Here is a 25,962-nt window from a genome sequence, read left to right on the forward strand (position 1 = left end):
CAAAATGAAAGTTCTACTTACAGGTTCTACTGGATATATTGGAAGAAGACTGAAAAAAAGATTAATAGAAGATAAAAATATAGATTTAAGACTCTTAGTTAGAAATAAAAGCAGTTTATCAAATGAAGTAAAAGACAATTTAGAGATAGTTCAAGGTGACACTTTTGATTTAGAATCACTTAAAATTGCCCTAAAAGATGTGGATGTAGCCTATTATTTAATTCACTCTTTAAACAAAGATAATTACAGAGATTTGGATAAATTATCTGCTCAAAACTTTTTAGAAGCTGCTGCTTTTTGTAAAGTAAAAAGAGTTATATATCTGGGTGGATTGGGTGTAAAAAATAGTGATACAAGTGAACATCTTTTAAGTCGTATAGAAACGGGAGAAATTTTAAGTTCAAATAAAAATGTTCAAACTATTTGGATTCGAGCAGGAGTTATAATTGGTTCAGGAAGTTCAAGTTTTGAAATTATTAGAAATATAACAGAAAAACTTCCAATAATGACAACTCCAAAATGGGTAACTACAAAAGCACAACCAATTGCCGTTGAAGATGTTTTATCATATCTGCATAACTCAATATATTTAAAAGAAGAAGAAAATTTAATAGTAGATATTGGAAGTGAACAATTAAGTTATAAAAGCATGATGTTAAAAACAGCGAAAGTTTTAGGATTAAAAAGAATTATTATTCCACTTCCTTTTATGTCTATAAACATTTCATCATATTGGTTAAACCTTTTTACTCCTGTTCCTTTTAGTGTGGCAAAAGCTTTGATTGAGGGACTAAAATCAGAAGTTGTAATTCAAAATGACAATGCGAAAAAATATTTCCCCGAGATTACTCCAATTTCTTATGAAGATTCAGTATCAAATGCAATAAAAGAGATAGAAAACGACCAAGTAATAAGTAGATGGAATGACAACTCAAATAATATTTGGGAAAAAGATGCCCAAAATGAAATATCAAAAGCTGTTTTCATTGATAGAAAAGAGATTGATATTTCAAATCTCGATGCCTCAAAAGTTTATCAATCATTTATTGGAATTGGTGGAACAAATGGCTGGTTTGATTTTGATTTCTTATGGGAAATAAGAGGAATAATTGACAAAATGATTGGTGGCGTTGGACTAAAACGAGGAAGAAGAAGCCAATGTGATTTAAGAATTAGTGATTGTTTAGATTTTTGGAAAGTTGTTGATTTAAAACAAAATGAAAGACTTTTATTATTTGCTCAAATGAAACTTCCAGGGATGGCTTGGCTTGAGTTTAAAATCAAAGATAATAAACTAATCCAATCAGCTTACTTTTATCCAAAAGGAGTTTTGGGAAGATTATATTGGTATATTTTAGTTCCCCTACACTATTTTGTATTTAATAACATGATAAAAAGTATAATCAAAAAGGCTAAAAGTCTATAAAATATTTTATTAATTCTTAAAAAAATTGCATATATCTACATCTAAGATTTTTGCAATTTTATATAAGTTTTCAATATTGTAATGTTTATTTTCTAATCCAGCTTCTATTTTCCCGATACTACTTACAGATTTATGTCCCATGCTTAAAGCTAATTCCATCTGAGAGATATTTTTTTCTAATCTATGTTTCTTAACATTCAATGCAATTTTCCTGTAAAACTCATCAACTTCTGCCGTATCTATTTCCGAATATAGTTGCATTTATTCCCCATAGTGAAAGTTTTATCTAAGAATATTACAGATAAAATAATTTTCCTATTCCCTATAGGGAATAAAAAAAATAAATTATTATTGGAGCTAAATATGGATGAAAGATCTATTCTAAATTTTATAAAATTTATTCCTTTCTACTATATATTCTCTTTTATAATGGCCTATATAGGATATTGTTTATATTTTAATGTTGAGTTCAAAAAAGACATCATAATAATCTTATTTTTTTTAATAATTACATTGTCAATTATTACTATGTATATCTCAAAAATAACAAAAATTAAATTCCAAAATTTTAAATTAAATTTATTAAATAATGAAAATAATAAATTAGAAAATATGAAAAATATTCTTGATGAACTTCCTATTATGATTATCTATAAAGATTTAAATGATTTTATACTAACAGTGAATAAAGAGGCCTTAACACAGCTCTCTATATCTTTAGAAAATATTATTAACAAACCAGCAAAAGAAATTTTTCCAATTAGTTTTCAAAAACAATATAATGACGATTTAGAAATAATTAAAACTAAAAAAGGTAAATTTAATCTTATTGAAAAATTAATTATAAATAATAAAGTATTAATGGTAAAAACTTCAAGAGTTCCCATTTTTGATGAATATAACAATGTAAAAAATATCATAATATTTATGATTGACATAACAAAAAAGATAAAACTAGAAAATGAAGAAATAAAAAAAAATAAACTTTTATATCAACAGAGTAAAATGGCTTCACTTGGTCAAATTATTGGAGATATAACTCATCAATGGAGACAAACTCTTTCCATTTTATCTACTGCTTCAACAGGAATTAAACTCAAAAAAGAAATGGGAATATTAGAAGATTCAGAGCTAATATCTACAATGGATTTAATAAATAAATCTACTCAAAATTTATCTAATACAATTGATGATTTTAGGAATTTTCTAAATCCATCAAACAGCAAAACAAAAAAGTTTAATATTAAACAAACAGTTGAGCAAACTTTAAAAATTTTAAATGTTCAATTTCTTTCAAAAAATATTAGAATAATAAAAAATATAGATGATATTGAAATAGTTTCATTAGAAGATCAACTGATTTTAGTTTTTATTAATATCTTAAACAATGCAATAGATGCTTTAGCAAATCTTGATTCTTCAATAAAAAAACTCATTCTTATTAATTGTTATAAAAAGAATAATTATTTAATAATTGAAATACAAGATAATGCAAATGGTATAGATGAATCAATAATTGATGAAATCTTTGAACTTTACTTTTCAACAAAAACTCTAACTCTTGATTCGGGAATTGGTTTATACATAACAATGATGTTAATAACAAATATCCTAAATGGAGAAATATATGCTAAAAATGAGAAATTCACATATGAAGAGACTGAATATTACGGCGCAAAATTTACAATAATGCTACAAGAGAAGGCATTAAGCCTTTAACTTATACTTTTTAGAATATATTCCACATCTAGTTTTTCTTTTAGTGTTCCTATAAAATTATCAACAGTTTGTTTTTTGTACTCTTGAAAATCAAAACCTACATAATCAGCTTTTATTAATTTAAAATATTTTGTTCTAAATTCATTGTTATCAAAAATTTGATGTACAAAAGTTCCTTTGAAATTTTGTTTTTCAAAAGATAAAGGATAATTTTTACACATTCCGTGGTGTATTTCAAAACCTTCTATTTTTTCACCAAATAAATCATAAGTTTTTTTCTCTAAGATTTTCTCTTTTTCAAAAACAATTACATCATCAATTAAAGCAAAACCGTCTTCTTTGATGGCTTCTTCATTTTCCAAAGAGTATTTATCTTCAAGATTTTCAAACATCATTTCATATCCGCCACAAATGGCACAAATATCTTTTTTATAGTTTTGTATTTGAGAAAAAAGTCCAGTTTCTTTTAACCATTTTAAGTCTTTAATTACAAGCTTACTTCCTGGCAAAATCACTAAATCAAACTTTTCAAGTGAAATGTTGGAACTCACAAACTCCACAAAAACCTCATCATCTGCAATCAAAGGCTCAAAATCATTGTAATTACTCATATATGGATATGCAATCACTGCAATATCTAGTTTTTTATTTCGTGGTTGTTGAACAAAGTTTGTCAAAGATGCACTATCTTCAAAGCCTAAATTAAAAGGTAAATATGGCAAAACTCCCAAAACTGGGATTTTAAAATCCTCTTCTATGATTCTAATTCCCTCATCAAAAAGTGTTAAATCACCTCTAAATTTATTTACAATCACACCTATTACATTTTTTCGTAAATGCTCTGGCAAAAGATTATAAACTCCCCAAATAGAAGCAAAAACTCCACCTTTTTCTATGTCTGCCACTAAAATGATTTTTGTGTTGTATTCAGTAGCTATAAAAATATTAGATAAATCCTTATCCATTAGATTTAGCTCAACAGGACTTCCTGCACCCTCACAAACAACACAATCATACTTTGCATCCAAATAATCAAAACATCTCTTTACAGCTGGTTTTAGTAAGTCTAAATCCCTATAATATTCCCTAACATCTTTGTTTGTAACAACTTTTCCCTCAACGATAAGTGAAGCAGAACTTCCTCGACCAGATTTTAGTAAAACTGGATTTAGATGATATGAAGTTTGTACGCCCAAAACTTCAGCTTGAAAATACTGAGCAATAGCAATCTCACTTCCATCATCACAAACATGAGAATTATTTGATACATTTTGAGCTTTAAAAGGGGCAACGCTATATCCCAAATCTTGAAGGATTTTTGCTATAACAAAAGTTATAGTTGATTTTCCAGCATCACTACTTGTACCAAAAATTGAGATGTTATTTAATTTATTCATTAATCATTTTCTTCCATTATTTATTATTTATACAGTCATTTCAATTATTTTTTCAAATCTTATCGTTATAATTCTAAAGCTAAGTATATGTATTAATACTTAAAATAAAGAATATCAAATGAAAAAACTAATAAAAAGCTTTAGCATAAAATCTGTTTATATTATAATTTTTACTTCTTTAATTTCATGGGCATTTTTTGCTTATTGTACAATGAGCAATCAAATTCACAATCAAGAGATTTATGCAGAAATTATAAACCTAAGTGGTAAACAAAGAATGCTTTCTCAAAAAACTGCACTTATTACAAAAAGATATTATGAATCAAAAGATGAAAATTTAAAAAACCATTTAATAGAATTAATTGCTTTAATGTCAAAAGAACACTCTTATATCATTGAACATTTAACATCTAAGGAAATCAAAAATATATATTTTTCAAAAGAAGATAATTTAAATGAAAAAGTAGAAAATTATCTAAAGTTAGTTACTTCTTTTTATAAAACAAATAATTCAGATTTATTAAAACAAATAGAACTTAACTCTTTTGAACTCTTACCTTTTTTGGATAAAGCTGTTTTAGCTTTTCAGATGGAAAGTGATAAAAAAACGGCTGAACTGTTAAAAAGAGAACAACTAATATTGTTTGGTACACTTTTAACTTTGTTATGTGAAGCTTTATTTATTGTAATTCCCTCAATAAGAAAAGCAGAACAAAAAGAAAAAGAGTTATTAGAACTAAATAGTTCACTTACTATAAAAATAGAAGATGCAATAAAAGAGAATTTAGAAAAAGAAAAAGTAATTCAACAACAATTTCACTTTGCTCAAATGGAAGAAATGATAATAAATGTTTCACATCAATGGAGACAACCTTTATGTATTATTTCAACCATTGCAAGTAGTATTCAAATTGAAAATGAATTAAGTAAAAATGTAAATAAAGATTTATCTGAAAAAACCAATATTATTATGTCTAAAGTAGATTATCTATCAAATACTATAAATAACTTTGATGAGTTTGTAAATATTGATAATATTTTAGAAAATATTGATATTGTGAAAAATATCGAAAGAACACTTTTTATATTAAATTCGAGTTTCACTGAAAATAAAATCACTATTAAAAAAGAGTTCCCAAAAGAGAGTATTTTTTTAGTTGGAAATAATTCAAAACTATCACAAGCACTCTTAAGTATATTAAATAATTCAAGAGATTTTTTGCTTAGTAATGCAATAGAAAATAAACAAATATCTATAAAAGCTTACAAAAAAAATAGTTTTGCCTATATTGAAATCGAAGATAATGCAGGTGGAATAAAAGAAGAAGATTTAAAAAAAGTTTTTGATATATATTACACAACAAAACACCAAAGCCAAGGAACTGGACTTGGATTGTATATTACTTACTATATCATCAAAAACTATTTTAAAGGAATAATAAAAGTTGAAAATACGCAGTTTGGAGCAAGGTTTATTATTGAACTACCTTTGACTTAGCTTGTGGATTTAGATGTTATTCATTTATTAGGATTCCTGTTTCTATGAAGTTGTTGATTTTGTTTAATTCTCTTTTTGATACATTTTCATCAAAACTAAACATTGTTGCAAAATTAATTGCATATATATTAGAATGATTTTCATTAATGAACTTAATGCTATTATCAATAACACTTTGATTATAAATTTCTTTTCTTACTTGAGATACTTCATCTATAAGTCTTTTTATTATTGATTTTTTAGAACAAGCTATATCCATTGTATCGTTGAAAAGTTTTATGAATTTAGCATCATTTTCCATATTCTTTATACAATATCTTTTTATATCTAAATTATCATAAACCACTCTTTCTTGCTTGATGCTAGATGTTACTATCTTATGATATAAAATAAAATTAATATTCACCAAAATCAAACATCTCAAAATATTATCATTTATCTCTTGTTTTTTATCACACCACTCAACTAAATTATCCAAAACTTGAATATAAATTCTTGCATTTAATTCTTGTGTGTCTTCAATAATTTTTAAAATGATTTTTACATATTTTCTTAGTTTTGAATATTTAAATTTATCACTATTATCTTTTTCAAAGATTATAGATTTAAATAAGTCTCTAATACTTGGTTCATATTTTAAAAACTTAGATACAGATTTCTCTTTTACTCTTGAAAACACATTTTTCTCTTTGCCTTCAAAAACATCATCATTTAAAATAATCACTACTTTACAATTTAGGTCAATAGCTAAATGTGAAATAAATCCAAATAAATCATTTAAATCTATATCTTTTGATTTTCTTTCAAAGTCATCAAAACAAACAATTCCACCATTTTCAAGATATGATAACGCACTCTTTTTAATATTTTTTTGTTGAATATCATCAATTCCATCTACTAATTTTGATACATCAAGAAGTGAGCAAAAACTTCCAAATCTCTTCCCAAAATCTTTTACTTTTTCGTATCCAGATATTACTGCATTTTTCCCACCAACTGAACATAAATAAGCTTGAGCATAAATATTATCCTCAATTTTATCAATTGTTCTATTTCCATATAAACTGCTATAGACATAGGCTTTTTGCTTTTTAGTTTGAGATTCTATTAAATCTTTTTCTATAATATTCTTCCAAAAATGAGTTTTACCACTTCCCCATTTTCCTGAAAGCATAATAACTTTGCCATTTGAAATGTCATCTTTTAAGTAACTCTTTTCATTACCCACTAAATACTCTTCTAATCTTTGTTGATTTGACATTTTATTTCCAATAATTTTTATGTAGTTTATTATATTCATTGTCCATATAATTTAATATTAAAATTACTCTTTGCTTGTCTTGATGAGCTTTTAGATAAGTCATTTTTAAATCTTATTTTGATAACTTCTATCAAAATTAAGAAAAAGAAAAAGATGTTAGTTTACTACAAAGATATATTCAATTTTGTTACAAAACTTGTGGGAGATAAAGAAACTGCAAAAGATATAACCCAAGAAGCTTATGCCAAATGCATAGAACTAGATTCAAACAAAGAAATTAATCGTTCATTTTTATATAAAGTTGCAAAAAATATTGTAATTGATGAATCAAGAAAAAACAAAAAAATATCTCAAATAGAGTTTCAAGAAGAGATATATTCTATCCCAAAAGATGAACAACCAGATGAAATTGTTCTTGAAACAAATCAATACGAAAACCTAATGAAAATAGTTGAAACTTTACCAAATAGAAGTAAAGAAGCTTTTTTATTACATACAATAGATGGTTATAGTAGAAAAGAGATTGCTTTTATGATGGGAATAAGTCCAAATGCAGTTGAAAAACATATAATAAGAGCTACAAAAAATCTGCAAGAAAAATTAACTAAATAATAGGAATAAAGTTGAAAGATAATATCAAAGACAAAGCTATATATTGGGTAACCTGTCAAAAAGAGGGATTAACTTTGCAAGAAAAAGAAGAATTAAATTTATGGTTAGAATCAAATATCGAACATAAAAAAGCTTTTGATGAAGTAAAAAATATCCATAATATATTTCAAAATATTCCAAAAGATTATTCACAAACTCTTAGCAATAAAGCTCACTATGGAGCAAAAAAAATCAAATTTGTAGAAAAAACTCTTAAACCTATTATTGCTTGTGCTGCTGTTATATTTGCTTTATTTATTGGTTATGATAATTTTATTCCAAACTATGAAAAAAATTATCAAACCCAATACACAAATCTAAAAAAAGAGCTTCTTCCTGATGGTTCTATTATTTCAATAGATACAAAATCAAATATTGGAATAACTTATTTTAAAAATAAAAGAGAAGTTTTATTACAAAATGGTCAAGCATTATTTGAAGTTGCAAAAGATAAAGATAGACCTTTTATTATAACTTCTGGAAAAACATCTATTGAAGTTGTTGGTACAAAATTTGAAGTAACTAATTTAAATGATACTACAACAGTAAGTGTTTTGGAGGGTATTGTAAAAATTGGTCATATTCAAAATCAATTTTTTGAACCTCAAAATATAACTCATCTTAAAAAAGGAGAAAAGATTATCCTTGATAATACGGGAAAAATTCATTATCTTGGAGAAACTGAAATCCAAGAGATTGCTCCTTGGCAAAATAATGAATTGATTTTTCGTAAAATCACACTAAAAAATGCTTTTAAAGATTTTTCAAGATACCAAAATATTGAAGTTGAATTTAAAACAAAAGATATTGAAGATAGGCTTTTTAGTGGGAAATTTAATACAAAAGAAATAGATAAGTTTTTATTTGCTATTCAAAAAATATATCCTATTAAAATAAAAAAAGAACAAAATAAAATTTACATTAGTAAAATATAAAATTTCTAAATTTCTAAATTTCTAAAAAATAGTGTCCGATTTTTTAATCCTATTTCGTTTTATAATTACGAGAACGATTCTCATAATTATTTATGAATATAACAAGGAAAAGAAATGACGAAATTACAATCTAAGATTATAACTTCTTCTATTGCAATATTACTTTGTAGTAATTTATTTGCACAAGAAACTTATACAATAAAAGATATGTCTTTGAAACAAGCACTAGAAAAAATTTCAAAAGAATCAAAACTTTCATATATTGTAGATGAAAATTTAATTGAAGGTAAAAATGCTGCAAATATAAATAATATAGAAGGTGTAAAAAATGCCCTTGATAAGGTTTTAGCAGGAAGTGGACTAGAAGCTACTATTGAAAATGGAACTATTATTATAAAAAAGAAAATAATAGTTGGAAGTGGAACAATTCTTGATGATATTTCTGTAACAGATAGTTATAGAACGGGAAGTGCTGAAGATGGATATGTTGTAAATGAAGTAAAACAAATTGGATTTTGGGGAGCAAAATCACTTCAAGATACTCCTTATTCTATGACAGTAATGCCCCAAGAATTAATTGAAAATTCTATTGCAGGGGATATGGATCAAGTTTATAAAATGAATCCTATTACTCAAACTGGTCCTACAACTTCTGTATATGGAACACCATATGCGACAATTAGAGGGTTTAGTACACAAACTGGAATTATGGATGGAGTAAGACTTTCTTCAACTTCATCTGGTATTAGTATGGAAGAATTAGAAAGTGTTGAAATATTAAATGGACTTTCTGGATTTATGTATGGAGTAGGAAATGTTGGGGGAACAACAAATTATGTACTTAAAAGACCAACTTATAAACCTCTTACAAATTTAACTATTGGTAATTATGGTGGAGAACAATACTTTGCACATCTTGATTTAGGAAATAAAATAGATGAAAAAGGCAAATTTGCCTATAGATTAAATACTTCATATCAAGATGGTGAAACTTCAAAAGATGACCAAAATATTGAAAGAAAACTAATAAGTGGAGCTATAGATTGGAATGTTTCTGATGATTTATTATTACAATTAGAAGCTGCACATCAATATTACAAAGCAGAAGGAAGAGAACAATCTTTCTATTCAGATATACCTAATGTTTGGCCTAGTGCAGATTCACTAGATATGAATAAAACATATGTTCCTACTAATTGGGTATATAATGAAACTGAAACAAATAGAGTTGGTTTAAATGCAAATTGGAGTATAAATGATATTTTTACACTTAGAAGTGCTTATTTATATAAAAAAGATACACGAGAACATACTCAAGCTTTTCCAACATTTACAACAACAGGTTGGAAATTACAATGGATGAGTAAAGTAAATCCAGTTGATTATATAGCACAAGGTACATATACTTATTTAGACAGCGAATTTAATACTTTAAATATTAAACATAAATTAACAATGGGAATTTCAGGTGATATTTTAGAACAAAGACAATATGAAAAAAATTCTATTTGGGCTTCTACAACACCATCTAATTTAACTCTTGATGATTTACTAAATTATCCTATGCCTTCTGAATTTAACACAAGTGATTATGGAAAAAAATACAAAGCAAATAAATCAGAAAATACAAATATTGTAATTGGAGATGATATAGCTTTTAATGAGCAATGGGGTGCATTAATAGGGGCTAACTATACAACTATTGGTACAAAAGTTTTTAATGCTTCAGGAAAAGAAACATCTAAATATAATAAATCTGAATTAACTCCAACTCTATCTTTAATATATAAACCTTTTGAAGACTTAACAACTTATGCAACTTATATGGAAGCTTTAGAAAAAGGAACAATAGTTGGAAGTACTTATAAAAATGCAGGTGAAATATTAGAACCATTAAAAAGTGAGCAATACGAAGTTGGAGCAAAATATTCTGTTTCAGAAAATTTACTTTTAAGTTCATCATTATTTAGAATAGAAAAACCTTATGAATATTCAGATAAAGCTTTACCTATACCAACTTATGTGCAAGATGGTAAAAGAATACATGAGGGAATAGAATTAACTATTACAGGAAAAGTAACCGACAATTTGACTGTAATTACTGGTGGAACAATATTAGATCCTAAAATTGACAAAAGTAATGACCCTAAACTAGAAGGGAAAAAACCAACTGGGACAGCATCAAAAATGGCAAAACTTTATGCTGAATATGATGTAGTTCAAATAAAAGGAATAACTTTAACTGGTGGAGCATATTATACGGGAAGTAGATTTGCAGACAATACAAATCTTCAAGAAATAGATGCTTATATTATTTATGATGCAGGACTTAGATATAAAACAAAATTAGATAAATATCCTACAACTTTTAATCTAAATATAGCAAATTTAACTAATGAAAGTTATTGGGCTTCAAGTGATACTTTAGGTATCCCAAGAAATATTGCTTATTCAATGAAAGTAGAATTTTAATAATAAAGAGACTTTATAAGTCTCTTTATTAAAATATTAGCTCATGGGTTCTAAATACCTTATTCCTTAGGTATATGATTAGTCTCTTTTAGAACCTATGACCTAGTTTTTAAAAACTTATTTATATTCCAAACTATTGATTATCAACTTTTTATTTACAAATGGATCAACTATTGCTTCTATTTCATTAAAATTATATTTCAAAGGAAAAGCTATTTTTGAATTTTCAGCTGTACTTTCTAAAATATAAAATCTTTTATCATTTACATATAAAGCTTTTTTATTTCCCAATTTTTCTTCCATATTTACAATCACAAAAATATGTTTTGGCACTAAAACAAAATAGGCTTCATAACCTTTAACTTTTAGCATTGAAATCAAAAGGTTTGATTTATCATCACAATCTCCAAAATTTTGATCAACTACTTGTTTTGCACTTCTTGCAATACTTTCATTTATTTTATACGGAATTGCTGTTACAAAATCAAGCATTGATTGAACTTCACAAACTTTGTTTAAAGCACAATCTTTTGTTAGATAATTTGCTAGTTTTATGGTGTAATCATTGGTTCGCACTTGATTTACATAAGTTGCATCACCAATATCTATAAACTGGTTTTTAACTATAAAAAAAGAAGAAATTATCAAATAAATCACATAAACAATAAATATAGTTGACAATAAAAAAGAGAAATATTTTAGATATCTATTTTCTACTAACATATTTGATTTAAAGCCTTTTGTAAAATCTCATTTGCACTTGAACTTTTCACTGCAATTCTTACAAATCTTTCGTTTAAATAATCAAAATTTGAGCAATCTCTAACCATTATTTTATAAGGTTTTAGTAATTCTTGGAACTCTTTTGCACTTAGATTTTTTAGTTTTATAAGCAGATAATTTGCGCTACTTTCAAAAATCTCTTCCACTAAAGTTGAGTTTTTCAAGATATTTTCTAACTCAATTTTATTTTTTATATTTATAGCTTTTGAAATATTTTTAAAAAGTTTATCATCTAATGCTGCTTGTAAATAGTTTGAATCAAACTGTGAGAGCTTCCACATTGGTTCAAATCTTTTTAGTTTTTGTATATTTTCTTTTGTTGAAACTATTGTTCCAACTCTTATTCCTGCACTTGAATAAAACTTTGTCATTGATTTTAAAATATACAATTTATCGTAAGTTTCTAGATATTTTATAGCGCTTGGTTTATCACAAAAATCCAAAAAGCTCTCATCTATTAAAATAGTACAAGATTTTTCTATCCAAGTTGTCATCAGCTCTTCTAAATCATAGTATTTTCCATCGGGAGTTGAAGGATTTACAAAAATCACCAAAGAATTTTCTTTTACATTTTCATTGATATTCTCAAATCTGTTTATTGTATTTAGTTCATATCCAAAATTTAAAGAGGCTTTTTTATACTCCAAATATGCAGGTGAATAAATAGTACAAGTTTGTAAAGACAAATGTTTAAATAAAGTAAAAATCGCACTACTTCCACCGTTAAAAAGCTCAATTTGAGAAGTCTCAACTCCATAATTTAAAGCTATTTTTTCATACAACTTATCATAAGTTGGATACGATGAAATATCTAAAGTGTTAAAATCAATATTTATTTGTGGTTTTACAAAATTTATATTTGAAGATAAATCTATTATTTCACTTACATTACAACCCAAATCAAAGGCAAATTTTTCTATTTGTCCACCATGTTCAAATGTTTTCATAATATTATCGCTAGTCCTATATTTAAAAGTATTAATTCTGTGTGTTCAAGGGTAAAACCTAAACAATCTCCATTTACAAAACCAAACTTGTTGTTTAAAATTTTTAAAATAAAATAAAAACTCAAAAGTGATATTCCAAATAAAACTAAAACATTTGAGCCAATAAAAAATGCAATAATTACATAAAGCAAAGCAAAGATTTTTAGTTGAAATATTCCAGAGTTTGCAAAAGCCAAAGATAAAAAACTATCTTTACTAAATTTAAAATATCCAAGTAAATAAATCAAGTTAAGTCTTGAAAAAATGCAAACAATCAAAAATAAAGCATATTGTTTTTCATATAAAACATAAGTGATAATTCCAACTTTTAATAAAACAAAAGCAACACCATACAAAGCTCCAATTGCTCCAATAGTTGATTCTTTCATGATTTTATAGGCATCTTTTCCACTATATGAAGCAAACCAAGCATCAACCACGTCGATTATTGCTTCTGTGTGAATAAATCCATAAAGTGCTAGATATACAACGGCACAAACAAAGGCAGAATATAAAGGATTAAAAAACTCATTTAAACCTAGATTTAATCCAATTACAAGTGAAGCTAAAATCGCTCCCACAAGTGGCAGCATTACTAAAGTATATTTGTAAGTTTCGTTGTTTATTTCCATGTTTTTAACAAATACTGGAATTATAGAAAAATATGAAAGAGCGAATAAAAAGGCATTTAATATCTGTTTCATTTTAATCTTCTTTCAATTCCATATTTTACCTCATAAACTTCATCACAAAGTTTTGCTAACTCTTGGCCGATTAGTCCTGAAAAATCCACAAATCTTCGTGATTCTTTATCAAGGGGAATTATTCCACAAGAGACATCATTTAAAATAAAAATGATATTTGTTTCTATTTGGCAAATCTTTTGCAGTTGAATTTTTAAAGCTTCTTCACTATTTTCAAGATTATTAAAAAGCCACATAGAGACACAATCAATCAAATATGTTTTATTTGATTCTACAATTTTTACTAAATCTTTTGGCTCTTCGATTGTATAAAAATTTTCTTCTCTTTCATTTATATGTTTATTGATTCTATCTTGCATAGAATCATCACCAAAAGAGTTATCATAAGTTGCCACATAATATGGTTTTTCATTTTCTGATAATTCTAAAGCTTTTTTGATTCCAGCTTTTGTTTTTCCTGATTTTTGTCCACCAAAATAAAATACTTTCATCATAATCCTAAAAAGTTTTTAATACCAGTAAATACAATTTGAGCTGAAAGTGCAGCTAAAAATAGACCTGTGATTTTTGAAATCACTAAAAGTCCTTGTTTTCCAATAATTTTTTCAATAATACTAGAGCTATAAAGCATGAATCCTATTACTAAAACAGCACAAACAAGAGCTAAACTTCCCATTATCAGTGAAGAAGTATCTTCAAAAGTTGCTCCCATTACAAGTAAAATACCAATCGTTCCAGGTCCTATTGTAACTGGAATTGCAAGGGGAACTACTGCTAGTTGAGAAATATCTTTATCCCCCACTTTTCCACTATCTTTGTTACCTTTGATTAAGTCAACTGCTGATAAAAATAGTAATGCACCTGCACCTATTCTAAAAGCATCAAGAGTTATTCCAAAAACTGAAAAAATATGTTTTCCAAAAAATAGCAAAACTAAAGTCATAACAACAACAGAGATTGTAACTTTTATGGCTAGTGCTTTTCTCTCTTTTGGTGTGGCATCATTTGTAACCGTTAAAAAAACTGACAACACAAAAAATGGTGTCATAATAAAAAACATTTTTAAAAATGTTGAAATAAAAATATCCATTAAATTATCCTAAAAAACTTTCGATTTTTTTTGTTAATTCTTCTTTTGTTATACCATTAATTGTTGCGTAACATAAAGCGCCACCACAACCAACTCCCTCTTTTGCTTCACCTTGATCATAAAGTTTAAGTGCTGGATGATTTGATAAACTAAAATCAAAATCACTTGCATAGGCATTTATAGAAAAATCTAGTTGTTCTAAAAGTGCTTTAATATTTGAGTTTTCATCTTTATTTATCCATTTTGTGGTACTTAGTGCAAGATTTGAAGAGTCTATAACTCCATCCATACTTCTTAAAACTGAATTTACCACAAGTAAAACAGCAGCCATTTGAGTTCCACCAGCAAGAACGATTTTTAGATTATTTGCTCTACTTCCAAGTATAAATCCAGCATTAAAAATAATCATATTATCGCTTACACTTGAAAGAATCTCAAATAAATCACCATTTAAATCAACTCTTTTTAAAGCTTTTTCTATTGTTTGATTTTTTATATCACTTGGATTATCTTTATATGAACTTGAGAAATATCCCTCACACTCATAACTCAAAGCTTTTGCTGTTGCATTTGCTGTTGTTGTTCCTGCTGGAATTGATTCTGCTAAAATTACATAATCATCAGAAGTCTGATAAGATTGACCAAACTCAATACCTTTTTGAAAAACTTCTAAGGCAGGTATTTTTGCTCCATCATCAATTCTTCCACTAGGCTTTATATTAAAGTTATGAATCTTAAAATAATTAATTTGTGGTAGAACCTCTAAGCCTAAATTTAATACTTCTATATTTGAATATGGTTTTAATTCATACACTGCTCTTGTAATTAGTGCAGGGGTTGGAACACCCTTTGGAGTTTGTGCAATATCTGGCATTGAACGCACTTGTTTTGTACATAAAAACTCAGCATCCAACGTTGGTGTTAAATATAATTTTCCAGGGATTCCTGCTTGGGAAATATTGGGGATTTCGCAAGTTTTTGTAACACTTGCACTTAATAAAAATGTAGCTTTTTTACCTCTTAGAAACTCTAAAAAATCTACGCTTCCTAAAATCGTTTCAAAGTTCATTTGAACCCTCTTTTGTAATTTTTAAGAAGTATAACAAATCTTATATAAAGTCCTAGTTTTATCAACTTCTATTAATAAAACATTCTATTAATATTCAATACATACCCTATTCCACCTTGAGAAACAATAGTCTCTTCTGGAAGTTTTTTTCTTAATCTTTTGATTAGTGCTCGTATATTTTCATTTGTAGTTAAATCACCTTCCCAAACATATTGTTCTATTTGTTCAAAAGTTATAATTTTTTCTAAATTTTTTGAGAATAAATTAAAAAGTAAAATCTCTTTTTTTGCTAGTTTTATCTCTTCATTTTTTTCATCAAATAATTTTTCTTTATCTATTTTATAAATATAATTATTTGGAAGTTTTAAACTATCATCATTTTTTTTACATAATTTATCTAATTTCAATGCTAATTCATAAATGTAAAAAGGTTTTTTTAAATATTCATCACAACCTTTTATATAAGCATCTTTGATAGTTTCAAGCTCGACATTTGCGCTGATTACAATAGCGGGAGTTTTAGTGTCCATAACTCTTAATTCTTTTAGTAATGTTAAACCATCAATTCCAGGAACATTTATATCAAATATAAAACAATCGTATCCATTATAAATAGATTCTAGTGCTTTTTTACCATCGTCAAACCAATCAACCTTATAATTCTTCTCTTCAAGTGCTTCTATAATCAAACTTGATAATCTTTTATTATCTTCTAGTAACAATATTTTCATATTAACTTTCAACCTTATTTATAAGAGATATTAAAATATTTGCGCCAGTATGACATTTTATAGCTTCTATTTTGCCATTCATCTTATCTTCGATTATTAATTTCACCATGTATAATCCAAATCCATCACCATTTTTTTTACTTGTAAAAAATGGTTCAAAGATTCTTTCTAAGTTTTCTTCTTTGATTCCAATACCATTATCTTTTATACTTAATATTGTTTTATTATCTTGTGATTTAATTTCAATAGTTATTAATCCTTCAAATTCTTCTGTTTGTCTTCTTTTTAAAATACTATCTCTACTATTATTTATAATACTTAATATTGTTTGTTTAAATTCATTTGGATAACCATAAATATTAAATCTTTTATTATCTTCATAGCTTACTTCAATTTTAATATAATTATATTTTATGTTATGCTCAACAACTCTAAGAAGTTCATCCATGGCTGAATTTACATCAAATTCACTTTTTATTAAAGAGGGTTTTATAAAACTTCTGAAATCATCTATTGTTTTTGTCATATATTGAACTTGTGTCATTATTTCATTAACAAACTCTTGATTATCTTCTTTAGTAAACTCCTTTTTATTCTTTTTATATAATAACTCTTGTGCAATTGTAGAAATTTCAATTAATGGTGCTTTCCATTGGTGAGCAATGGAAGTCATCATTTCTCCAATTTCAGATAACTTTGAACGTTGTATTATAAACTGTTCATTTTTTTTTCTTTGATTTTCTAATTTTTTTAATTGTGTTAAATCTGAAACAATTGTTACGACTCCTGCTTCTTCATTATTTTTATTAAAATATTTTCTTCTTCTTATTAAAGCATCAACTTTTCTATGTTTGAAATTTAAAATTGTTTCCATTTCTTCAACAAATTCATTCTCATCATTTACCTTTTCAAAAAGTTCAGGTATAACTTTTTTTATGTCATAACCAATAATATTTTCTTTTGATAAATCTAATAGTCTGCATAAAGAGTCATTACAACCTAAAATCTTATTATCATTACTTTTCCAATAAACGGCACCTTTGATATTATTAAGTAAAACACTATCTAGTTTATTTTGTTCAATTAGTTTTATTTCTAATCCTATTCTTTTTGTGATATTGACAATAAGTCCAATAATTAAAAGAATAAATAGTGGTATTAATATAAAAGTACTATCAATAAATTCTCGATTTTCTTCAAAGAAATTCTTTGGTTTATTTAATACAGTTGCTAAAAGTGGTATTGAAGAAGAATTTAAATTAAATTTTTCTAATACATTATAATCAAAATAATATTTTGAAACTGGCTTACTAATTGGTATTAAATAAGGTTCTTTACCATCTAAAATTTCTATTGTTTTTTGTGCAGCTAAAAAACCTTGCTCAAAAGGATCAACAACAATTCCACCAATTACACCTTCATTCAAATGTATTTTATTCGTTGCAAAAACTGGATATTTTGATGATTTAAAAAGTGTACGTAATTGACTATATGGTATATATTTATTATTTTTATCCCTATATAGACTTGTAAATAATACCGCACTATTAGGAGGAAGAGAATTTATTTTTTCGCTAATTGTATCTATATCTATTTGATTATCAAAAATAATTTTAAATTTATTTTTAAACTTATGTATCTCTTCTAAAATTTGATTTTTAATTGCTTCTGAAGAAAAAGATTCATCACTTATAATATATAAGGTATTTAAATCTTTAATTGTTTTACTAATAAGATTTATATTCTTTTCAATTTCTTTGTATTCAACTACACCTGTTACATATTTCTTCTGATTAGTTGGGATTATCTTTTCATTAAAATTTTCAACTCCACAAAATACTATTGGCGAATTATTAAAAATATCTTCATGATGTGATAGTGCAAATTCAAAGGCATAATTATCTGCTGTTATAACTACTGCGTATTTTCTATTTGAAAACTTTTTTTTATATAAAGATAATAGATTATCAAAATAGTCATTTGTATCAATTTTTTTACTATCCATACTTTCAATAGTTAACTCATATTCTGGATATTTATCTAAAATATCTTGAATACCTTTTGTAATATTATCACTCCATTTTAGTCCATTATTATATGAATGCAAAAGCAGTATTTCATTATTTGATGACGAATATAAAGAAGACATAAACAGTATAAAAAATATTATTAATTTCATTTTGACCATTTCAATATTGATTTAATACTATTTTAGCAGATTTTTTATTGAGAGTTTATTGAAGAGGGACAAGAGAGTAAAAAATACCCTCTTGTATTTATTCTAATTTTATTAAAAGTTTATATTCACTTGTTATATAAAGATTAACGAACCTATAATTATAGCAGCTAAATATATACCTCCAAATATTAGTCCAAGGAACCACCATCTACCTTGTGAAATATATCCAGCACCATACCAAATTGGAGAAGGACCTGTTCCATAAGGAGTTATAATTCCCATAACCCCTAAACTACCTGCAAGAAGAATACTAAAAGGTATTATTTGTTCTGGTGTTAATAGTTTTACAGCAATTGCTAAGAAAATTGGCATCAATGCTGTTGTATGAGCAGTTGAACTTGCAAAGAAATAATGTATAACATAGAACAGTACTAACATTGAAATAATTAATGCTGTTGGAGTCATATTCATTAAATATGGTTCAGCTGTATTTCCAACCCAAGTTAACACTCCAACTTTTTGAAGTCCAGATGCCATAGCAACTAATGAAGCAAACCAAATAAAAACATTAAACGCAGCTTTATTTGAAATAACATCATCCCAAGAAATTATGTTTGCAAGAACCATTACACATACAATTGCAATTGCAGCTGTAGTTGAATCCATATTAAATGATTTTCCAAATATCCAAAGAACTAAAGCTAATACTGCAAGTCCTGCCATTAAATACTCTTTTGCAGTAACTGATCCTAATTTTTTCAACTCTTCAGCTGCCCAAGCTGGAGCTTCAGGAGATTTTTTTTGAGTTGGTGGATACACAACATATACTAACCAAGGAGTTAATAAAAACAATGGAATCATTAAAGGTAACATAATACTTGCCCATGCAGACCAAGAAATTACATTTCCTGTACCTTTTGCAATTAAATCAACTGCAAGTAAGTTAGGTGCAAGTGCTGTTAAGAACATTGAACTTGTAACACAAGTAATTGCAATAGCTACCCATGAAATATATGAACCTAATTTTCTAGGGTCATGATCAGGAGTTGAATCAAAAATCAAAGGGATATTACTTGCAATTGGGAAAATAGTTCCAGCACTTCTTGCAGTATTTGATGGCATAAATGGTGCTAAAATTAAATCTGAAAAAGCAACCGCGTAACCAAGACCAAGTGAACTTTTTCCCATATATTTAATCATAATAAGAGAAATTCTTCTTCCTAAACCAGTTTTTTTGTATCCAAGTGCAAACATAAATGCAGCAAAGATAAGCCAAATTACAGTATTAGAAAATCCAGATAAGGCCCAAGCGATATTATCTTTTGCTGAATTACCCATCAAACCTAAAACAGCAGTTAGTGAAATCCCCACCATACCTATCAATGCAGCTGGAACTGGCTCAATAACAAGCCCTACAACTACTGCAAAAAATATAGCAAGAAAATGCCATGCGTTCGCACTTAAACCTTCTGGTGCTGGTAAGAACCAGAATACTATCAACACCGCAATGGGGATAATATATTTAACCATTTGTGACATAATGTCTCCTTTTTATTTATTATTCCAAATTATAAACCCCTTGGTGGGATATAAATGAGACTTTTTGCATGACATTAGTAAGACTTTTTCTAATTTTGGCAGAAAAAAATGAAGTAATTGATAAGGATTATTACTATTTTTCTATATTATTCATAGAATAACCTATTCCTTTTACTATTTTGATAGAATTTTCAGGTATTTTTTTTCTTAATCTTTTTACTAAAGCTCTAACATTTATTAAATTTGTTTCTTCTCCTTCCCATACATAATCTTCTATTTCATCAAAACTAAAAACTCTATGAATATCTTTAACTAATAATTCTAAAAATAAAATCTCTTTTTTTGCAAGCCTTACTTGCTCTGTTCCTTTCATTAAAAATTGTTTGTTATAATCAAATATAAAACCTTCACCAAAATCTATTAAAGTATTTTTTATTTTGCAAAGTTTTTGAACTTTTTGAACCAATTCGTACATAAAAAAAGGTTTTTTCAAATAGTCATTACATCCTATTTCATAAGATTTTTGTATTTTTTCTAAATCATGATTAGAACTAATAATAATAACAGGTACATCTTTGTAGTAACTTCTTACATATTCCAAAATAGATATTCCATCTAAATTTGGTACATTTATATCTAAAATAAAACAACCATAACCATTTACAATCATTTCTAAAGCTTTTTCACCATCATCAACGGTATCAACTCTATACATATTTTTTGTTAAAACTTGTTTCATTAAATTACATAATCTTTCATTATCTTCTAATATTAATATTTTCATTTTGTAATCTCCAATTGAATCGTAAACTTAGCTCCAATATCTGTATTTGAAACAGTAATTGAACCTCCAATTTTATCTTCTATAATTAACCTTGCCATATATAATCCTATTCCATGTCCATCATTTTTTGTTGTGAAATATGGTTCGAATATTTTATCAATATACTTTTCAGGAATACCTTCTCCATTATCACAAATATCTATTTGAATCTTGTTATAAATATTTTTGATATTTATAACTATTTTTCCCCTTGATATTTTTTGTTCACTTTTTTTCTTAATTATTGATTCCTTTGCATTGTTTACAATATTTAATAAAATTTGCATAAATTCATTTTTATAACCTAATGTCATTAAATTTGTATTTTCTTCAACAACAACTTTGACATCTACATAATTATATTTTATATTATGTCTAATAATTTCTAGCATTTCTTCAACAGATTCATTTATATCGAATACTATTTTTTGAGTGGAAGGCATTATAAATTTCTGAAAACTATTTATTGTTTCTGACATATATTTAACTTGAAACATAATGTCATTTATACAGTTATTCGTTTCTTCCACACTAATTACATCACTATATAGTTTCTCTTGTACTATTGTCGCTATTTCAACTAAAGGCGTTTTCCATTGATGAGCGATAGATGAAAAAATTTCTCCAATTTCTGCTAATTTTGACTGTTGAATAATAAACTCTTGATGTTTTCTTTTTTCAGCTATGGCTTGTTTTTCTTTTGTAATATCTGTAAAAACAGTTACAGTACCTTTTGTTTTAAAAATATTTTCTTTATAATTTGTTTGAGTAACCAAATATATATATTCTTTACCTTTTTCATCTTTTACAGTTATCTGATTTTCTTCATTTAAAAAACTGTTAATTAAGTGTGTAAAAGTATTACCTACTAAATTATATTTATTATTTTCAATATAATCTTTTAATTTTTTTCCTTTTATTTTAGGACATGGTAAATCCATAAAATCACAGAATTTAGAATTTGAATCAACTACTCTACCTTTATCATCTTGCCAAACAATAGGTGATTCAATTGAATTTAGTAATACTTTATCAAACTCCATTCTTTGTTTTAATAGTTTTGTATTTTTTACTCTAAGATAGATATTGTGGATTAATCCTAAAATTAAAAATAGTAAAAAAGGAGATAATAAAAATACAAAATCAACAAATTGTCTATATTTATCAAGAAAATTTACAGGTACATTTATATATTCAAATTCATTTTTTAATATTTCAGGGTTTAAATTATATTTTTTTATTTTTTTATAATCAAAAATATATTTGTAATCTTTATAAACTTTTATAAAAGGAACCATCGAATTATTATTTAGAATATTTAAAATGTCTTTACCAGCTTCTATTCCTAAATCATTAATAGAAACTAATTTTCCTCCCAAAGAACCTTTGCCAAGGAATAAAGTATCTGTTGAAAATATAGGTATTTTACAGGATTCAATCATCTCAGCTATTTCACTATTTTTATATAATTTCCCATCTTTATCATTGTAAAATCTTATAAAAAAGATTGCTTCATTAGGTACATATTTAGAAAATTTTTTTTCTAGTTCTTCAATTGTAGAAGTTCGAATGTATTCAATTTCCATTTTATTATTTAACTTATTTATAGTATTTAAAATAAAAGGTTCTGAATCATCTCCATTTCCACTTTTATCATTTATTATATATAGCTTTTTTATATTTGGCATTAGTTTATAAATTATTTTAGATGTATCATCAATCGCTCGTTCTTCTATTAAACCTGAAACTTTTGTTTTCAAATTATATTTATCTACTTCTTGTTGTGAATATTGTTCAATTCCAATAAAATAAACTAATTCATCAGTAAATAATTCATCATAATTTTCAAGAATAAATTCATAAGCAAATTTATCCACTGCAACAACTAAATCATATTTTCTATTTAAAAGTTGGAGTTTATATAAATCTTTTAATTTTTGATTATATGTTGGCGAAGAAATTCTTTTAGAATCCATATATAAGATTGTAGTATTAATTTTAGTGCCATATGTAGAATTTTCAATTCCACTTATTACATTATCACTCCATTGAAAACCTCTATGATAAGAATTAATTATCAAAACATCTTTATTATCAGTTCCAAACAAATTGCAACTAGATATAACAGTTAAAAAAAATACTAAAAAAAATCCAAACTTCATTTCATTCCCTACTTATAATTGTGTATTTTAACGTAACAACCAATAGAAAGAAGTGAAAAACCTCTTTCTATATCTTTAATAATTAAAAAACATCTCTTGTAATTGTTGTTTACTATTAATTCTTGTAAGTCCTAACATAAGTAAAATTCTTGCTTTTTGAGCATTTAAATCATCAGTTACAATAAACCCGAGTTTTTCATCATCAACTTCACCATGTAAATTTGTTCTACCAGAACCAACTCTTGAAGTTCTAGCAACAACTACACCTTCTCTAACCGCTTGTGCTAATGCATCTTGCGTAGTAGGATAAGGATTTCCATTGCCCATTCCAGCATAAATAATACCTTTAGCATCTGCTGCAACTGCAGCTTTTACAAAAATATCATTACCATTCGCATGTCCGTAAATAATTTCAACTCTTGGTAAAAAATTAATTTTCTCAATATCAAATTCTGATTGATAAGTGTGTTTTTTAACAGAACTCATATAATAATGAACATCTCCATAGTAAACCGTTCCAATTTTTCCAGTATTTGGAGAAGCAAATGCATTTACAGAAGAAGTATTAACTTTTGTAACTTCTCTTGCACTATGAATCTCATCATTCATTACCACAACTACACCTTTTTCATAACTTTCTTTATTAATAGCCACACTAACTGCGTTATAAATATTCATAGGACCATCAGCACTCATAGAAGAACCTGATCTCATTGCACCTACAAATACAATTGGTTTTTTACTTTTAACTGTTAAATCTAAAAAATATGCAGTTGATTCCATTGTATCTGTACCATGAGTAATTACAACACCATCAACATCGTCTCTTTTTAGTAATTCATTTGCTCTTTTTGCTAATTTCAACCAAACTTCGTTGTTCATCTCTTGTGAACCAATATTTGAAATCTGTTCACCTTTAATATTTGCCATATCATTAATTGAAGGAACGGCTGCAAGTAGTTTATCTACAGTTACTGCACCTGCTGAATAAGCACTTTTTGTCGATGAAGTACCAGAACCTGCGATTGTTCCTCCTGTAGCCAAAATAATAATATTAGGTTTAGCAAAAAGTACTGATGTTCCAATAAGAGTAAATATTGCTACTGTTTTTAATAACTTTGTCATCTGTTTTCCTTTTTAAATTTTAATTAGAAGGTTTTGTAATTATTCAAAGCCTATAAGATTAAAACTTTCGTGTAAGAATAAACTTACACGAAGTAAATAGCTTTTCTATTTAAAGTATCATTCCAGATACGATGAATCCAAATACAACACTTAATGTAATTGCAAGAACACCAGGAACAATAAAGGGGTGATTAAATACTAATTTTCCAATTCTTGTAGATCCTGTATCATCCATTTCAACTGCTGCTAATAATGTAGGATAAGTTGGTAATACAAATAATGCACTAACTGCTGCAAATGATGCAATAGCTGTTGTAGGATCTACACCTAATGCTAATGCTGCTGGCATTAATGCTTTTGTAGTTGCACCTTGAGAATATAAAAGCATACTTGCAAAGAATAGTGTTACAGCTAATAGCCAAGGATATTGACTTAATAATGTACTTGCAAAATCTTTAATTTCATTAATATGAGCATCAACAAATGTTGTACCTAACCAAGCAACACCCAAAACACATATACAAGCACTCATACCAGATTTAAATGTTGATGCACTAATAATTTTACTAGTATCAACTTTTGCGAATAATACAATCAATGTTGCACATGCCAACATAAATACCATAATTGCTTCATTTCTTGGCAATGTTGGATTAGTTATAATCCCTATTTTATCACTGATTAATGTTGAATAAGTAACCACTGAGAATATAGTTATACAAAAAATAGCAACTGAAAGTTTTGCACCTTTTTTTATTTCTACTATATTTTCACCTCTTAATTTAACTAATCCTTTTTTCATTCTATCTTGATAAACAGGATCATCTTTTAAGTCTTTTCCTAAATAATTACTTACAAACGCAGTAATCATACAAGCAGCAAATGTTGTTGGAATTACAATCGCTAATAATTCAATATAACCAACACCTAAAGGTTCTAAAATACCACTAAAAAATACAACTGCCGCAGAAATTGGAGATGCTGTAATCGCAATTTGTGATGCAACAACCGCAACACCTAATGGTCTTGATGGTCGAATACCTTGTTCTTTTGCAACTTCAGCAATAACAGGTAAAGTAGCATACGCAGTATGCCCTGTACCTGCAAGCAGTGTCATGAAATATGTAACTGCTGGTGCTAAATATGTAATCTGTTTAGGATTTTTTCTTAAAATCTTTTCAGCAATACTAACCATATAATCAAGTCCACCAGCAACTTGCATCGCAGCAATTGCTGCGATTACTGACATAATAATTAAGATTACGTCAATAGGAACACTTCCTGGTTTAAGACCAAAAAATAAACATAATACAAGTACACCTAATCCACCTGCATAACCAATACCAATACCACCCATTCTTGCACCTAAAAATATAGATACCAACACAACTGCTATTTCTAAAATTAACATA

22 protein-coding genes are annotated in these 25,962 nt (G+C 26.6%); 6 read left to right on the plus strand and 16 right to left on the minus strand.

Going from position 1 to position 25,962, the window contains the following annotated elements:
* Nucleotides 1-4 precede the first annotated feature (4 nt).
* Complete coding sequence (locus AVENP_RS14330; protein WP_128360056.1) at nucleotides 5-1,426, plus strand: SDR family oxidoreductase; 1,422 nt, start codon at nucleotides 5-7, stop codon at nucleotides 1,424-1,426.
* Between the two features lie 9 nt (nucleotides 1,427-1,435).
* On the opposite strand, the gene AVENP_RS14335 is transcribed toward AVENP_RS14330, so the two are convergent.
* Nucleotides 1,436-1,687 carry a helix-turn-helix domain-containing protein gene (locus AVENP_RS14335; protein WP_128360057.1) on the minus strand — a complete coding sequence of 84 codons (252 nt, stop codon included), beginning with the start codon at nucleotides 1,685-1,687 and terminating at the stop codon, nucleotides 1,436-1,438.
* 102 nt (nucleotides 1,688-1,789) lie between these two features.
* Here AVENP_RS14335 and AVENP_RS14340 point away from each other — a divergent pair, with 102 nt between their 5' ends.
* A complete protein-coding gene (locus tag AVENP_RS14340) occupies nucleotides 1,790-3,145 on the plus strand; it encodes a sensor histidine kinase (RefSeq protein ID WP_128360058.1) in 1,356 nt (451 codons plus the stop codon).
* On the opposite strand, the gene AVENP_RS14345 is transcribed toward AVENP_RS14340, so the two are convergent.
* Nucleotides 3,142-4,542: a cobyric acid synthase gene (locus AVENP_RS14345; protein ID WP_128360059.1), complete on the minus strand. Its 1,401-nt coding sequence runs from the start codon at nucleotides 4,540-4,542 to the stop codon at nucleotides 3,142-3,144. The two genes, AVENP_RS14340 and AVENP_RS14345, sit on opposite strands and share 4 nt — an antisense overlap.
* A 118-nt stretch (nucleotides 4,543-4,660) precedes the next feature.
* On the opposite strand from AVENP_RS14345, the gene AVENP_RS14350 reads away from it, so the two are divergent.
* Entirely contained in the window at nucleotides 4,661-6,040 is a 1,380-nt protein-coding gene (locus AVENP_RS14350) for an ATP-binding protein (protein ID WP_128360060.1), read from the plus strand.
* 16 nt (nucleotides 6,041-6,056) lie between these two features.
* On the opposite strand, the gene AVENP_RS14355 is transcribed toward AVENP_RS14350, so the two are convergent.
* Complete coding sequence (locus AVENP_RS14355) at nucleotides 6,057-7,301, minus strand: P-loop NTPase fold protein (protein ID WP_128360081.1); 1,245 nt, start codon at nucleotides 7,299-7,301, stop codon at nucleotides 6,057-6,059.
* 153 nt (nucleotides 7,302-7,454) lie between these two features.
* Here AVENP_RS14355 and AVENP_RS14360 point away from each other — a divergent pair, with 153 nt between their 5' ends.
* From AVENP_RS14360 to AVENP_RS14370, 3 genes are all read left to right on the plus strand, one after another.
* On the plus strand, nucleotides 7,455-7,913 hold the full coding sequence (locus AVENP_RS14360; protein WP_128360061.1) for an RNA polymerase sigma factor: 459 nt from the start codon (nucleotides 7,455-7,457) through the stop codon (nucleotides 7,911-7,913).
* An 11-nt stretch (nucleotides 7,914-7,924) separates the two neighbouring features.
* Nucleotides 7,925-8,887 carry a FecR family protein gene (locus tag AVENP_RS14365; protein WP_128360062.1) on the plus strand — a complete coding sequence of 321 codons (963 nt, stop codon included), beginning with the start codon at nucleotides 7,925-7,927 and terminating at the stop codon, nucleotides 8,885-8,887.
* A gap of 114 nt (nucleotides 8,888-9,001) precedes the next feature.
* Entirely contained in the window at nucleotides 9,002-11,359 is a 2,358-nt protein-coding gene (locus AVENP_RS14370; protein ID WP_128360063.1) for a TonB-dependent siderophore receptor, read from the plus strand.
* Between the two features lie 117 nt (nucleotides 11,360-11,476).
* On the opposite strand, the gene AVENP_RS14375 is transcribed toward AVENP_RS14370, so the two are convergent.
* The 13 genes from AVENP_RS14375 to AVENP_RS14435 form a co-directional block, all read right to left on the minus strand.
* Complete coding sequence (locus AVENP_RS14375) at nucleotides 11,477-12,082, minus strand: transglutaminase-like domain-containing protein (protein ID WP_128360064.1); 606 nt, start codon at nucleotides 12,080-12,082, stop codon at nucleotides 11,477-11,479.
* Entirely contained in the window at nucleotides 12,076-13,089 is a 1,014-nt protein-coding gene (locus AVENP_RS14380; RefSeq protein WP_128360065.1) for an aminotransferase class I/II-fold pyridoxal phosphate-dependent enzyme, read from the minus strand. The genes AVENP_RS14375 and AVENP_RS14380 overlap by 7 nt, the downstream gene beginning before the upstream one ends.
* Nucleotides 13,086-13,832, minus strand: a complete 747-nt coding sequence (locus AVENP_RS14385) for an adenosylcobinamide-GDP ribazoletransferase (RefSeq protein WP_128360066.1) — start codon at nucleotides 13,830-13,832, stop codon at nucleotides 13,086-13,088. Before AVENP_RS14385 ends, AVENP_RS14380 begins: the two co-directional genes overlap by 4 nt.
* Nucleotides 13,829-14,323: a bifunctional adenosylcobinamide kinase/adenosylcobinamide-phosphate guanylyltransferase gene (locus AVENP_RS14390; protein WP_128360067.1), complete on the minus strand. Its 495-nt coding sequence runs from the start codon at nucleotides 14,321-14,323 to the stop codon at nucleotides 13,829-13,831. The genes AVENP_RS14385 and AVENP_RS14390 overlap by 4 nt, the downstream gene beginning before the upstream one ends.
* Entirely contained in the window at nucleotides 14,323-14,922 is a 600-nt protein-coding gene (locus AVENP_RS14395) for a MarC family protein (protein ID WP_128360068.1), read from the minus strand. Before AVENP_RS14395 ends, AVENP_RS14390 begins: the two co-directional genes overlap by 1 nt.
* Before the next feature lie 4 nt (nucleotides 14,923-14,926).
* Complete coding sequence (gene cobT, locus AVENP_RS14400) at nucleotides 14,927-15,991, minus strand: nicotinate mononucleotide-dependent phosphoribosyltransferase CobT (RefSeq protein WP_128360069.1); 1,065 nt, start codon at nucleotides 15,989-15,991, stop codon at nucleotides 14,927-14,929.
* Between the two features lie 71 nt (nucleotides 15,992-16,062).
* A complete protein-coding gene (locus AVENP_RS14405; RefSeq protein WP_128360070.1) occupies nucleotides 16,063-16,722 on the minus strand; it encodes a response regulator transcription factor in 660 nt (219 codons plus the stop codon).
* 1 nt (nucleotide 16,723) lies between these two features.
* A complete protein-coding gene (locus tag AVENP_RS14410; protein ID WP_228201907.1) occupies nucleotides 16,724-18,901 on the minus strand; it encodes a sensor histidine kinase in 2,178 nt (725 codons plus the stop codon).
* A gap of 132 nt (nucleotides 18,902-19,033) precedes the next feature.
* A complete protein-coding gene (locus AVENP_RS14415) occupies nucleotides 19,034-20,440 on the minus strand; it encodes an anion permease (RefSeq protein WP_172664328.1) in 1,407 nt (468 codons plus the stop codon).
* Between the two features lie 133 nt (nucleotides 20,441-20,573).
* Nucleotides 20,574-21,224: a response regulator transcription factor gene (locus tag AVENP_RS14420; protein ID WP_128360073.1), complete on the minus strand. Its 651-nt coding sequence runs from the start codon at nucleotides 21,222-21,224 to the stop codon at nucleotides 20,574-20,576.
* Entirely contained in the window at nucleotides 21,221-23,425 is a 2,205-nt protein-coding gene (locus tag AVENP_RS15930) for a sensor histidine kinase (RefSeq protein ID WP_228201908.1), read from the minus strand. The genes AVENP_RS14420 and AVENP_RS15930 overlap by 4 nt, the downstream gene beginning before the upstream one ends.
* Before the next feature lie 75 nt (nucleotides 23,426-23,500).
* Complete coding sequence (locus tag AVENP_RS14430; protein WP_128360074.1) at nucleotides 23,501-24,550, minus strand: type II asparaginase; 1,050 nt, start codon at nucleotides 24,548-24,550, stop codon at nucleotides 23,501-23,503.
* 109 nt (nucleotides 24,551-24,659) lie between these two features.
* A complete protein-coding gene (locus tag AVENP_RS14435; RefSeq protein ID WP_128360075.1) occupies nucleotides 24,660-25,961 on the minus strand; it encodes an anaerobic C4-dicarboxylate transporter in 1,302 nt (433 codons plus the stop codon).
* Nucleotide 25,962 lies beyond the last annotated feature (1 nt).

This window comes from Arcobacter venerupis (genome assembly GCF_013201665.1).
GTDB lineage: Bacteria > Campylobacterota > Campylobacteria > Campylobacterales > Arcobacteraceae > Aliarcobacter > Aliarcobacter venerupis.

What these genes read in the sequence shown, in the direction of transcription:
- AVENP_RS14395 (WP_128360068.1), bottom strand. Translation starts at nt 14,922, where the DNA reads ATGGATATTTTTATTTCAACATTTTTAAAAATGTTTTTTATTATGACA.
- AVENP_RS14410 (WP_228201907.1), bottom strand. Translation starts at nt 18,901, where the DNA reads ATGAAATTAATAATATTTTTTATACTGTTTATGTCTTCTTTATATTCG.
- AVENP_RS14350 (WP_128360060.1), top strand. Translation starts at nt 4,661, where the DNA reads ATGAAAAAACTAATAAAAAGCTTTAGCATAAAATCTGTTTATATTATA.
- AVENP_RS14370 (WP_128360063.1), top strand. Translation starts at nt 9,002, where the DNA reads ATGACGAAATTACAATCTAAGATTATAACTTCTTCTATTGCAATATTA.
- AVENP_RS14330 (WP_128360056.1), top strand. Translation starts at nt 5, where the DNA reads ATGAAAGTTCTACTTACAGGTTCTACTGGATATATTGGAAGAAGACTG.
- AVENP_RS14375 (WP_128360064.1), bottom strand. Translation starts at nt 12,082, where the DNA reads ATGTTAGTAGAAAATAGATATCTAAAATATTTCTCTTTTTTATTGTCA.
- AVENP_RS14405 (WP_128360070.1), bottom strand. Translation starts at nt 16,722, where the DNA reads ATGAAAATATTGTTACTAGAAGATAATAAAAGATTATCAAGTTTGATT.
- AVENP_RS14355 (WP_128360081.1), bottom strand. Translation starts at nt 7,301, where the DNA reads ATGTCAAATCAACAAAGATTAGAAGAGTATTTAGTGGGTAATGAAAAG.
- AVENP_RS14380 (WP_128360065.1), bottom strand. Translation starts at nt 13,089, where the DNA reads ATGAAAACATTTGAACATGGTGGACAAATAGAAAAATTTGCCTTTGAT.
- AVENP_RS14415 (WP_172664328.1), bottom strand. Translation starts at nt 20,440, where the DNA reads ATGTCACAAATGGTTAAATATATTATCCCCATTGCGGTGTTGATAGTA.
- AVENP_RS15930 (WP_228201908.1), bottom strand. Translation starts at nt 23,425, where the DNA reads ATGAAGTTTGGATTTTTTTTAGTATTTTTTTTAACTGTTATATCTAGT.
- AVENP_RS14360 (WP_128360061.1), top strand. Translation starts at nt 7,455, where the DNA reads ATGTTAGTTTACTACAAAGATATATTCAATTTTGTTACAAAACTTGTG.
- AVENP_RS14420 (WP_128360073.1), bottom strand. Translation starts at nt 21,224, where the DNA reads ATGAAAATATTAATATTAGAAGATAATGAAAGATTATGTAATTTAATG.
- AVENP_RS14335 (WP_128360057.1), bottom strand. Translation starts at nt 1,687, where the DNA reads ATGCAACTATATTCGGAAATAGATACGGCAGAAGTTGATGAGTTTTAC.
- AVENP_RS14435 (WP_128360075.1), bottom strand. Translation starts at nt 25,961, where the DNA reads ATGTTAATTTTAGAAATAGCAGTTGTGTTGGTATCTATATTTTTAGGT.
- AVENP_RS14385 (WP_128360066.1), bottom strand. Translation starts at nt 13,832, where the DNA reads ATGAAACAGATATTAAATGCCTTTTTATTCGCTCTTTCATATTTTTCT.
- AVENP_RS14430 (WP_128360074.1), bottom strand. Translation starts at nt 24,550, where the DNA reads ATGACAAAGTTATTAAAAACAGTAGCAATATTTACTCTTATTGGAACA.
- AVENP_RS14340 (WP_128360058.1), top strand. Translation starts at nt 1,790, where the DNA reads ATGGATGAAAGATCTATTCTAAATTTTATAAAATTTATTCCTTTCTAC.
- AVENP_RS14345 (WP_128360059.1), bottom strand. Translation starts at nt 4,542, where the DNA reads ATGAATAAATTAAATAACATCTCAATTTTTGGTACAAGTAGTGATGCT.
- cobT (WP_128360069.1), bottom strand. Translation starts at nt 15,991, where the DNA reads ATGAACTTTGAAACGATTTTAGGAAGCGTAGATTTTTTAGAGTTTCTA.
- AVENP_RS14390 (WP_128360067.1), bottom strand. Translation starts at nt 14,323, where the DNA reads ATGAAAGTATTTTATTTTGGTGGACAAAAATCAGGAAAAACAAAAGCT.